Genomic DNA, 9,569 nt, shown 5'->3' with positions numbered 1-9,569 from the left:
CGGCGCGCGCCGCGGTCACCAGGGCGCCGGACAGGTTCGCGCCGCTCGGCTGACGCCGCTCAGCGCGAGCGGCGACCCGCCACGACCGAGTCGGCGACCTTGTCGGCCACCTCGCTGGCGGTCGTCTTCGCCTTCTTGTCGGCGCGCTTCTCCTCCAGCGACCTGCCGGCCTTCTTGCCGCCGCCGGCGCGGGGGGACTTGTCCACGGTGCTCTCCGATCGTGAGGGGCGCCGCCCGGGCGTGCGCTCGGGCGGGAGCGCGGGGTCGGGAGGACCTCGCGCAGAGAGGGCTAGGCCCGGGCGGCGACCGCGCCGTCACCGGCGCGGTCGCGGAGCGGGTTGTGCGCGGCGACCGCCGCCCGGTCACCGGCGATGCCGCGCAGGGCGCTCGCGGTGTCGGGGTAGACCGCCGTGCGGAACACCTGGCCGGTGCGGCGCAGGGATCGCGCCGCGGCCCCGTCGTCGCCGTCGACGACGACGAGCCGGTGCCGCAGGTGCTTGGCGCGTGAGCGCGCGGCGACGAACGCGACGAGCGCGAGGTCGTCGAACGAGGTGACGCGGCGGGCGTCGAGGAGGACGTCCCCGCCGGGGTCGCCCGGCCCGCCGCCCACGGCGTCGAGGAGGCGCACGCGCAGCGCGGCCGCGTCGGCCGCCCCCACGGCACCGCTCACCACGAGCACGCGGTGGGGTGGCTGGTCGTCACGGGTGAAGCGGGGACTCGGCGCCGTCGCCGGGTCGTCGGAGGAGGTGCTGCCGGACGGACTGCTGGGTCCCACGGGGACCGCCCATCTCCCCCCGCGAGCGGAGGGGCTGCGCCCCGCGGTGGGGCGCTCGGCCACTGTAGCCCCGCTCGCGGTGGTCGCCGGGTTCCACGTCCTCGGGGCGCCCGACCTCGACGCGGCCCTGGCGCTGGCCCGGACCAACCCGGTGCTGCGCGAGGGCGGCGGTGTGGACGTCCGCCCGTGCGCAGCGGCGGGGTCGTCGGGGGGACGCCTACGGTGGCCGCGTGACGGACCCGGTGACCCCGGACGGGCGCTACCTCGTGGTGCGCGGGCGGTTGTGGCGCCGCAGCGACCCCGGCCTGGACCCGGCCGAGCGTGAGCGGCTGGTCGCCGAGCTGATGGCGGCGCGGCGGGCCAAGGGCGCCGCCCTGCGCGCCGGCGACGAGGAGGCCCGGGAGGCGGCGCGCCGGCGCGTGGACGCCGCCAAGCACGCGCTGGGCGAGCGCGGGCCCGTGTGGTGGGACGACGGGGCGCCGGACCTGACCCGGCACCTGGCGCGGACGACGCCGTACGCGGCGTGGTTCGCGGAGCTGGAGGGGGACGGCGCGGACGACCCGGGCTGAGCTGGACCGCCCCGCCCGGTCGTGTCGGAGGCGGACGGCAGGATCCGTCCCGTGCCCGCACCCGACCTGACTCCCTCCCCCGCCGTCGACGTGCCCGCCGGGTACACCGAGCTGGTGGAAGCGCTGAAGGAGCGGGTGCGCACCAGCCAGGTGCGAGCGGCCCGTGCGGCCAACACCGAGCTGCTCCGGCTCTACTGGTCGATCGGGCACGACATCCTCGAGCGGCAGCGCCGGTACGGCTGGGGCAGCAAGGTCATCGACCGCCTGGCCGGCGACCCGCGCGCAGCCTTTCCCGATCACCGCGGTTTCTCCCGGCGCAACCTGCACTACATGCGCGCTCTGGCGGCCGCTTGGCCCACGGAAGCCGACTTCGTGCCACAACCTGTGGCACAACTGCCCTGGGGACACGTGCGCCTGCTGCTGGACCGCTTCGACGCCCAAGACCTCCGTGAGTGGTACGCCGCCGGCGCCGCTCAGCAGGGCTGGTCCCGCGGTGTCCTGGAGCACCAGATCGCCACCCGGCTGCACACCCGCCTCGGCGCCGCCCCTTCCAACTCCTCCGTCCACCTGCCCCCGGCCGACTCGGACCTCGCTCAAGCCCTGACCCGCGACCCGTACGTCTTCGACCACCTCGGCTTCACCGAGCCGGTCGCCGAGCGACGGCTGGAGCAGTCCCTCGTGGACCGCATCCAGGAGACCCTGACCGCCTTCGGGCACGGGATGGCCTTCGTCGGCCGTCAGGTGCACTTCCCCGTCGACGACACCGAGATGGTCGTCGACCTGCTCCTGCTCTCGATCGAGCAGGTCCGCTACGTCGTCGTCGAGCTGAAGGTGGGGTCCTTCTCCCCAGCGTACACCGGCCAGCTGGGCGCCTACGTCGCCCTCGTCGACGAGCGCCTGCGCCGCCCGGAGCGCCACGCGCCCACCGTCGGGATCTTGCTGTGCACCCAGGCACCCCGTGAGCAGGCCGTGCGCTACGCCCTGGCCAGTACCGCCGCACCCGTGGCGGTGGCCAGCTACACGTACGACACGCTCCCTCCGGAGGAGCGGGCCGCGCTGCCCGACGCGGCGACCTTGGCCGCGGCCATCACCCCGACGCCCGGGTCGAGCGACGACGGCGAGGACGCGGACGGTCCGGGCTGGGGGTCCGCCCGGGCGGCGGGACCTCCTCGGCACACCCGGCCCGGCGGGCGGCCGCGGCTAGGCTCGCGGTGTGGCCACGGTGTTCGAGGAGATCGACGACGACCTGCGGCGCTGGATCGAGGAGCAGCCGGTGTGGTTCACGGCCACGGCCCCGCTGGACGGTGACGGCCGGGTCAACGTCTCCCCCCGCGGCGGGGACTCGTTCTCCGTGCTGGGCCCGCACCGCGTGGGCTGGGTGGACTTCACCGGCAGCGGCGTGGAGACGGTCGCCCACCTGCGCGAGAACGGGCGGATCTGCGTCATGTTCGCCTCCTTCGGCCAGCGCCCGCGGATCGTGCGCCTGCACGGGCGCGGCGAGGTGCACCTGCCCGGGACGGCGGGGTTCGAGGAGGTCGTGGCCCTGCACCCGCAGAACCCCAGCACCCGTGCGGTCATCACGGTCGACGTGGAGCGGGTCAGCGACGCCTGCGGGTGGGGCGTGCCCGTCATGGAGGTCGTCACCGGCGAGCGGGACCTCATCCGCCGCAACGCGGAGAAGAAGGGACCGGAGGGCATGGACGCCTACCGGGAGCTGAAGAACTCCCGCAGCCTCGACGGTCTGCCGGGGTTGTGACGACGGGCTCGCGGACCGGGCGACGAGTTCCGGGTCGCGGCCGGGTCACCCCTCCGACGGCAGCACCGACCACGACGAGGAGACCCGCGTGCCCACCACCCCGAAGGGCCCCGCCTCGTACTTCCCCTCGATCGAGGGGAAGTACGGCCAACCGGTCGCGCACTGGCAGCGGGCGCTGCGCGAGCAGCGGTCCCGGAACCCCGGGACGCGGCACTCGGACCTGGTCGCCTGGCTGAAGACCGAGCACGGCACGGGCCACGGGCACGCGAACGCCCTGGTGGCGGCCACCCTCGCCGAGGACGCGCGCGGCTGAACCGCCGGACGGCCGCCGGTGGAACGCCTCCCCCGCGGAAAACCGGGTGACCCGGACGGACCGGTCCTGCCACCGTCGTCCTCGTGACCGCGTCGACGCGGCGCCGCCCCGCCGCACCGCGCCGACCCGGAGGAGCACCCGTGCGCCCGACCCTGAGACGTCCTGCCCGAGAGGCGGTCCGGCGCTGCCCGCCGGGTTGCTGGACGTGCGAGCTGGAGGCGGTGCGCCCGCCCGCGACCCCGCTGACCGTGCTGCTGGTGCGGTCCGCCGTGGAGCGCTGCCGGCGCCGCCCGGCGCGCCGGGCCGAGCGGCGCGGCAGCGGGTCGTGGCCGCTGTCGGCCTGGTGGGACGAGACGCTCCGGTAGGCGCAGCCCGGCGGCGGGCGCGTCAGGAGGTCACGGCGTAGGTGGACTGCACGAAACCGGCGCCGAGCACCGCGGTCCGCACGTGCTCGAGGTCGACGTCGTGCTCGAGGTCGCCGAAGAGCGGCAGGCCCCGTCCGAGCAGGACGGGTGCCGTGGTGATGGTCATCTCGTGGACCAGACCGGCGGCCAGGAACGAGCGCACGACCTGCCCGCCGTCGACGTAGACGCGCCGGGCGCCCGCGGCGGTGATCGCCTCGACGGCCGCCGGCACGTCGCGGACGACGCGCACGCGGGCGTCGGCGTCCGCGGCGGCCCGGCTGCTGAGCAAGAGCACGTCGCGCCCCTCGTAGGGCCACGCACCGAACGTCAGCGCTTTCTCGTACGTCCCGCGCCCCATGACGAGGCAGTCGACGTCGGCGATGAACTCGTCGTACCCGGTGTCGCCGGCGTCCGCGCCGCGGCGGGTGAGCCAGTCGATGTCGCCGTCCGGGCGCGCGATGAACCCGTCGAGGCTGGTGGCGATGAAGACGGCGCCGGTGAACGGCGCGGTGCGCGAAGGGGTCGTCGGAGGGGTGCTGGTGGAGGACGTCACGGGTTCTCACCTTCCGGGTCTCGGTTCGTCGTTCGTGCGGGGCGGAGGACGGCGTCGACGGCGGCGTGCAGCTCCTCGCGCAGGGGCCGCGTCCCCGTGAGGGGCCACAGGGCCAGGACGCCGTTGTGGACGAGGTGCACGGTGCGGGCCAGCTCGCCCGGTCCGACGGTGGCGGCGAGCTCCCCCGCCACCACCGCCTCGCGCAGCAGTTCCCCGATCTCCGCCTCCACGCGCTCGGCGTTCGCGGCCGCCAGGGAGCGGAACTCCGGGTCGGTCAGGTCGAGCTGGAGGAAGGTCAGGCTGTTCGCGAGGTCGGCGCGGTCGTGCAGGCCGGCCGTCAGCAGGTCGAGGGCGGCGTGCAGGGCGCCCAGCGGCGAGGTCGCGCCGGACCGGCAGGCGGCGAAGCACGACCGGGTCACCTCCTCGGCGCGGCGGGAGAAGGCGAGCAGCAGGTCCCGCTTGGAGCCGAAGCGCTGGACCAGACCCGCGGCGGACAGGCCCGCCTCGGCCGCGACGGCCGCGAGCGTGGTGCCGTGGACGCCACGGCGCAGGACCACCCGCGCCGTGGCGTCGAAGACGGTCTCGTCGCTGACCGTGCGCGGTCGTGCCACCTGGTCAGCTCCCCTCCCGTACCGTCGGCCACGTTCGTTAACGAACGTACATTAACGAACCGGTGGATTCAACCCACTCCCGCGGACCGGTCGGTCGGCCGCGGCAGCTGACAGCACGGCGACGGACCTCGGCCGGGACGCCCACGTCACCCGTCTCCCGACCGGCCGCGCGCGGTGACCACCTCGCGCAGGCGCTCGGCGTCCCCCGGCTCCATCCCGTACAGCGTCAGGGTGCGGCCCTCACGGGTGCTCACGGTGCTGAAGTCGTCCCACCGGCCCTGGACGCGCACCGCGGTGACGTCCTCCCAGGCGACCAGCCGACCCCGGGGCACGCCTCGGCGCACCCGCACCCCGTCGGGCTCGACGTACGTGCGGGGCGGCCAGCGCCGCGCGGCCGCGAGCGACAGCGGCGAGAGCAGCACGAGGAACGGCAGCACCCGCTGCTGCCACGCGTCGGCCACGACGAGCTGCACCAGCGCGAGCACCGCCACGACCGCGGTCAGCGACGGCCACAGCCACGGCGGGCCCAGGTCCACCGGCGACGCCGTGTACACCGGGCGCAGCCCGGCCCGGCGCAGCTCGTCGTCCTCGTGCGGCACCCGGCCCAGCCTGGCAGCGGGCTCCCGCACCGGGACACCTCCGCACGGGTGAGGTCGCCGGGGTGGACGACGGACCACCGGCCGCTGCGGTCAGGCGGGCCCGGCGGAGCAGGACCGCACGGTCTCCTCGACCAGCTGCTGCGCCACGTCCAGCGCCGCGCCCAGCGCGTCCGCCCCACCGGCCGGCGCGAACACCGCGTCGGCCCGCTCGCGGAAACCGTCCGGCGCACCCGGCAGCCGCCCGGCCGCGGCGACCGCGCCCTTCTCGTTGACCACCCAGCGCCCGGCGTCCGCGTGCAGCGCGTGCGCGCACAGCAGCAGCGCGCGGAACAGGCAGCCGGCCACGTACGCGCTGTCGCCGCGGGGCGCTGCCTTGCGCGCCCCCGCGAGCAGGAACTCCGCCTCCCACAACCCGTCCACGACCGCGTCCCGCAGGAGCGGTGGGTAGCTGCGGGCGGCCCGCTGCAACGCGCTCAGCTCGCCGCCCGGGTCGGTCAGCACGACGGCGAGCGCCGCCTCCCCGGCGTAGGCGTGACCCGGCACGCCGAGCGGGTGCCCGGCCTGCACGTGCCAGGAGAACTCACCCCGCTGCGCCTGCTCCCAGCTGCGCCGCACGCGGTCCAGGTCGCGGTACAGCCAGTCCACGGCGGTGCCGTCGACCACCAGCCACCCCCCGCCGTCCACCCACGGCCCCCACGCACCGGGAGCGGTCACGTCGGCGTCGGGGCCGGCGACCTCGCGGGCCAGGCGCCGCAGCGCCACGACGTCCAGGGGCGGGCGGTAGTACAGGCCGAGGTCGACGTCGGAGTCCGGTGAGTGTTCGCCGCGGGCGCGGCTGCCACCGAGGGCGACCGCCTCCACGCCAGGTACCCGGACGAGGCGTCCGGCCAGGCCCCGCAGGGACGCGTCGCTGAGCACCCGGACAGCGTGGCGGAGCCCGCGCGCCGTGCCCAGCGGTTTCCCGTCCGCGCGGCGGAGCGGCGCGAAACCCGGCGGCGCGCGAGTCCCTCCGTGGGCGACCATCACCCGGTGCCCGTGGAGGAGACGCTGACGAGGGCCGCCGCCGACCTGGCCGCGGGGCGCACCGGCCTGGCCCGGCAGCGCCTGCGCGGCCTCGTCGGCTCGTTCCCCGACCGCCTCGACGTGCGCGCGCAGCTGGCCGACACCTACCGCCGCGAGGGCGACCTCGCCCAGGCCGGGCGCTGGTCCTACCTGGGCGAGCACCGCGACGAGCAGGAGGTGGTGGCGTTCGAGAGCACCTACCGCGACCCGTTCGCGCGGATGCGGGCCCTGTGCTGGCGCACCGACGAGGACAGCGCCGGACCGGGCGCGGCCGCGCGCCTGCGGGCGCTGCGCGAGGAGGCCGAGCGCATCGCCGGCGCGCCCGTGTCCTGGCGGGATCCGCGCGCGCCGGAACCGGTGCTCACCCGGGGCCAGCGGCTCGGCGAACTGCTGGCCGTGGTGGTCGCGCTGGCGGTGTTCGGGCTGGCGCTCGTGGGCCTGGGCTGGCTGGTCGTCACCGGCGCCCGGACGGTGTGGGGCTGGCTGACCTGACGACCCGCGCGGGGCTGCCCCGCCCGCTCACGGGCCGGGGTCCCGACGGGTCAGTCCGGGTACGCCGCCCGGTACTCCTCCAGCGTCATGCCCAGGGACCGCGCGGAGGCGGTGTCCTCCGCGTCGGCGAAGGCGTTCCAGTCGTCGACGACGCGCTGGGTCAGGGGTGTTCCCTCGACGCACAGGAAAGAGCCGCCCCCGGGCAGGTCGGGCGGCGGGGTGCAGGGCGGCGCGTCCTGGTACTGGTCAGGGTCGAAGCAGCTCTGCCAGGCGAGCTGGGAGTGCGCGACGAAGTCGTCCGGGTCGATCCCGGCCAGCTCCTCCTCGGTGGGCTGGTGCGTCACGCACGTGCGCGTGGGCATGGACGTCGCGGGTGGCCCGCCGGCCAGCCACTCGTAGCGCGCGACCTGCTCGTCGATGTTCCCGTCGACGTCCCCGTCGGTGACCGCCTCGGGGACGCCCGTTCCGACGGCCGCCGTGGGCGTCACCGTCACCGGCGCGGTCTGCGTCCCGCACGCCCCCAGCGCCGCCAGGGCCACGAGACCGAGCACCATCGGCAGGAACGGGGAGCGCACCGCACCAGGATCCCCGACCGGGCGCCGGCGCCGCGGCCGGACGGCGCTCGCGTCACCCGTCCACCCCAGCGCGCTCACGGCACGGGGTACGGCTCACCCTCCGGTCGGCCACCGGCGCGCACGGCCAGGCCGCCGTCGGCCGGGGTGCCGCTGCCGCCGCAGGCGACGGCGGCGCGCTCGCCCTCCGGGCCGAGGACGTTGCGCAGGTCGGACTCCGTGGCCCCGGCGGCGAGGATCCGGGTGCCCAGCGGGACGCGGACGCCGTCGGCGAGGACGACCTCCCGCCGGTCCCCGTCCCAGGTGGTGCCCCTGTCCCACACGAGGACGGACGTCTCGGCGTACCCGGGCTCATCGTTGACCAGGAGCAGGCAGCCCTCGACCAGCTCCACGCGACCGAGGGCGGCGGAGGCGTCGTAGGCGCCCTGAGACCCGGTCTTGACGATGACCGGCCCGTCGACGACCGACTCGTCGGAGCCGAGGTCCTCCACCCGCACCTGGGCGCGGCCGGGGTCGCGGCCCAGCTCGCCGCGCTCGCCGGCAGCGTCCAGGCACCGCTCCACGGCGTCGCCGTCGCTGGTGACGAGGGTGTAGCCGTCGAGGTCGATCATCGCCGACGGCCGGGCCACGTCGGGCAGGTCGTCGCACGCGGCGAGGACCCGGTCCACGCGGTCGGCCAGCGCGACCATCTGCAGGTGGGAGAACGGCACCCGCTCCACGTCGACGTGCCCGGCCAGCAGGTCGAGCGGCGCGCCGGCCAGCGGATCGGGGCCCGCGGCGGCGGTGACGGACAGGACGGCGCCGTAGGGCGCTCCCCCCTCGATGACGTCCTGCTCGTCCACGCGGAACCCGGCGTAGGCGTCGGGGAACGTGCACCGCGCCCACGCGTCGAGCGCGAACGCCTCCTGCTGCTCGCGCAGGAACAGCACGGCGCGCTCGGTGGTGAAGCCCATCTCCGCGGCCCACCCCTCATCGACGGCCTCCGGGCCGGGCACGGCGGGCGCCTCCTGCGAGCAACCGGCCAGCAGGTCGGCGCGGGCCCGCTCGACGGCGGCGGAGGCGTCGAGCGCCCGGGGGTCGGGGGACGTGGAGGGCGGCGCGGACCGCTGCCCGCACCCTGCCGCCAGCACCAGCAGGACCACCACCGGCACGACCCGTCGTCCGCGCACGCGTCCCCTCCCCCTCAGCCGTCCCGTCCAGCGTGCCCCGCGGGGGCGCCGACCGGGGGCGTGGTGCCGGCACCGTGACCTGATCGAGTCCCCGCCGGTGGCACGGGCCGGGCTGGCAGGCTGCCGCGGTGGTCACCACCCGCCTGGTCGAGACCGGCGACGCCGAGGTGCTGGCGCGCCTGGTCGTGGACGACCGCGACTTCCTCGCGCCGTACGAGCCGCTGCGCGAGGAGTCGTGGTTCACCACGACCGGTCAGCGCGCGGTCGTCGACGCGGCGCTGGACGAGCACGCGCGGGGCACCTGCCTGCCCCACGTGGTCCTCGACGACGACGGCACCGTCGTCGGCCGCGCCACCCTGTCCGGCATCGTCCGCGGGCCGCTGCAGTCGGGCAGCCTGGGGTACTGGATCGCCGAGCGGGCCGGCGGCCGGGGAGCGGCCACCGCCGCCGTGGCCCGGGTGACGCGGATCGCCTTCGAGGAACTGGGCCTGCACCGGGTGCAGGCCGAGACGCTGGTGGACAACGTGCGCTCGCAGCGGGTGCTGCAGCGCAACGGGTTCACCCGGTACGGGTTGGCTCCGCGGTACTTGCGCATCGCCGGCGAGTGGCGCGACCACGTGATGTTCCAGCTGCTGGACCCGCGCAGTTGACGACGGGGTCCTATCCGCAGGATCACCGCGCCAGCAAGCACGGG

15 protein-coding genes are annotated in these 9,569 nt (G+C 76.3%); 7 read left to right on the top strand and 8 right to left on the bottom strand.

What is annotated here, in order from left to right; all coding sequences use genetic code 11:
• Window positions 1-59: 59 nt before the first annotated feature.
• Together ACRYMY_RS16475 and ACRYMY_RS16470 are read right to left on the bottom strand one after the other, a co-directional pair.
• Window positions 60-206 (bottom strand): hypothetical protein, encoded by a 147-nt coding sequence (locus ACRYMY_RS16475; protein WP_432548311.1) that lies wholly within the window; start codon window positions 204-206, stop codon window positions 60-62.
• 83 nt (window positions 207-289) lie between these two features.
• On the bottom strand, window positions 290-670 hold the full coding sequence (locus ACRYMY_RS16470; RefSeq protein WP_432548310.1) for a hypothetical protein: 381 nt from the start codon (window positions 668-670) through the stop codon (window positions 290-292).
• A 335-nt stretch (window positions 671-1,005) separates the two neighbouring features.
• Between ACRYMY_RS16470 and ACRYMY_RS16465 the strand changes: the two genes are divergently transcribed.
• The 5 genes from ACRYMY_RS16465 to ACRYMY_RS16445 all read left to right on the top strand — a co-directional run bounded on the left by ACRYMY_RS16465 (window position 1,006) and on the right by ACRYMY_RS16445 (window position 3,778).
• Window positions 1,006-1,344, top strand: coding sequence for a hypothetical protein (locus ACRYMY_RS16465; RefSeq protein WP_432548309.1), 339 nt, complete (start codon window positions 1,006-1,008; stop codon window positions 1,342-1,344).
• Window positions 1,345-1,395: 51 nt separating this feature from the next.
• Window positions 1,396-2,652: a PDDEXK nuclease domain-containing protein gene (locus ACRYMY_RS16460; RefSeq protein WP_432548308.1), complete on the top strand. Its 1,257-nt coding sequence runs from the start codon at window positions 1,396-1,398 to the stop codon at window positions 2,650-2,652.
• Complete coding sequence (locus ACRYMY_RS16455; RefSeq protein WP_432548307.1) at window positions 2,558-3,100, top strand: pyridoxamine 5'-phosphate oxidase family protein; 543 nt, start codon at window positions 2,558-2,560, stop codon at window positions 3,098-3,100. The genes ACRYMY_RS16460 and ACRYMY_RS16455 overlap by 95 nt, the downstream gene beginning before the upstream one ends.
• An 88-nt stretch (window positions 3,101-3,188) precedes the next feature.
• The gene (locus ACRYMY_RS16450) at window positions 3,189-3,413 is read left to right on the top strand and encodes a DUF4287 domain-containing protein (protein ID WP_432548306.1); all 225 of its coding nucleotides are present in this window, start codon (window positions 3,189-3,191) and stop codon (window positions 3,411-3,413) included.
• Window positions 3,414-3,634: 221 nt separating this feature from the next.
• Complete coding sequence (locus tag ACRYMY_RS16445; RefSeq protein WP_432548305.1) at window positions 3,635-3,778, top strand: hypothetical protein; 144 nt, start codon at window positions 3,635-3,637, stop codon at window positions 3,776-3,778.
• A 22-nt stretch (window positions 3,779-3,800) separates the two neighbouring features.
• On the opposite strand, the gene ACRYMY_RS16440 is transcribed toward ACRYMY_RS16445, so the two are convergent.
• The 4 genes from ACRYMY_RS16440 to ACRYMY_RS16425 all read right to left on the bottom strand — a co-directional run bounded on the left by ACRYMY_RS16440 (window position 3,801) and on the right by ACRYMY_RS16425 (window position 6,498).
• On the bottom strand, window positions 3,801-4,370 hold the full coding sequence (locus tag ACRYMY_RS16440; RefSeq protein ID WP_432548304.1) for a dihydrofolate reductase family protein: 570 nt from the start codon (window positions 4,368-4,370) through the stop codon (window positions 3,801-3,803).
• Window positions 4,367-4,981, bottom strand: coding sequence for a TetR/AcrR family transcriptional regulator (locus ACRYMY_RS16435; protein ID WP_432548303.1), 615 nt, complete (start codon window positions 4,979-4,981; stop codon window positions 4,367-4,369). The genes ACRYMY_RS16440 and ACRYMY_RS16435 overlap by 4 nt, the downstream gene beginning before the upstream one ends.
• Before the next feature lie 146 nt (window positions 4,982-5,127).
• Entirely contained in the window at window positions 5,128-5,580 is a 453-nt protein-coding gene (locus tag ACRYMY_RS16430; protein WP_432548302.1) for a PH domain-containing protein, read from the bottom strand.
• Window positions 5,581-5,670: 90 nt separating this feature from the next.
• The gene (locus ACRYMY_RS16425; protein ID WP_432548301.1) at window positions 5,671-6,498 is read right to left on the bottom strand and encodes a nucleotidyltransferase family protein; all 828 of its coding nucleotides are present in this window, start codon (window positions 6,496-6,498) and stop codon (window positions 5,671-5,673) included.
• Window positions 6,499-6,609: 111 nt separating this feature from the next.
• Here ACRYMY_RS16425 and ACRYMY_RS16420 point away from each other — a divergent pair, with 111 nt between their 5' ends.
• Complete coding sequence (locus ACRYMY_RS16420; protein WP_432548300.1) at window positions 6,610-7,134, top strand: DUF6584 family protein; 525 nt, start codon at window positions 6,610-6,612, stop codon at window positions 7,132-7,134.
• A gap of 50 nt (window positions 7,135-7,184) precedes the next feature.
• Here ACRYMY_RS16420 and ACRYMY_RS16415 read toward each other — a convergent pair whose 3' ends face one another.
• Window positions 7,185-7,709 (bottom strand): hypothetical protein, encoded by a 525-nt coding sequence (locus ACRYMY_RS16415; RefSeq protein WP_432548299.1) that lies wholly within the window; start codon window positions 7,707-7,709, stop codon window positions 7,185-7,187.
• Between the two features lie 74 nt (window positions 7,710-7,783).
• Window positions 7,784-8,875 carry a hypothetical protein gene (locus tag ACRYMY_RS16410; protein ID WP_432548298.1) on the bottom strand — a complete coding sequence of 364 codons (1,092 nt, stop codon included), beginning with the start codon at window positions 8,873-8,875 and terminating at the stop codon, window positions 7,784-7,786.
• 128 nt (window positions 8,876-9,003) lie between these two features.
• Between ACRYMY_RS16410 and ACRYMY_RS16405 the strand changes: the two genes are divergently transcribed.
• Window positions 9,004-9,525 (top strand): GNAT family N-acetyltransferase, encoded by a 522-nt coding sequence (locus tag ACRYMY_RS16405; RefSeq protein ID WP_432548297.1) that lies wholly within the window; start codon window positions 9,004-9,006, stop codon window positions 9,523-9,525.
• Window positions 9,526-9,569: the final 44 nt, after the last annotated feature.

This window comes from Kineococcus haloalkalitolerans (assembly GCF_050871905.1).
In the GTDB taxonomy this organism is placed as follows: domain Bacteria; phylum Actinomycetota; class Actinomycetes; order Actinomycetales; family Kineococcaceae; genus Kineococcus.
This window is presented reverse-complemented; position numbering and strand designations above follow the sequence as displayed.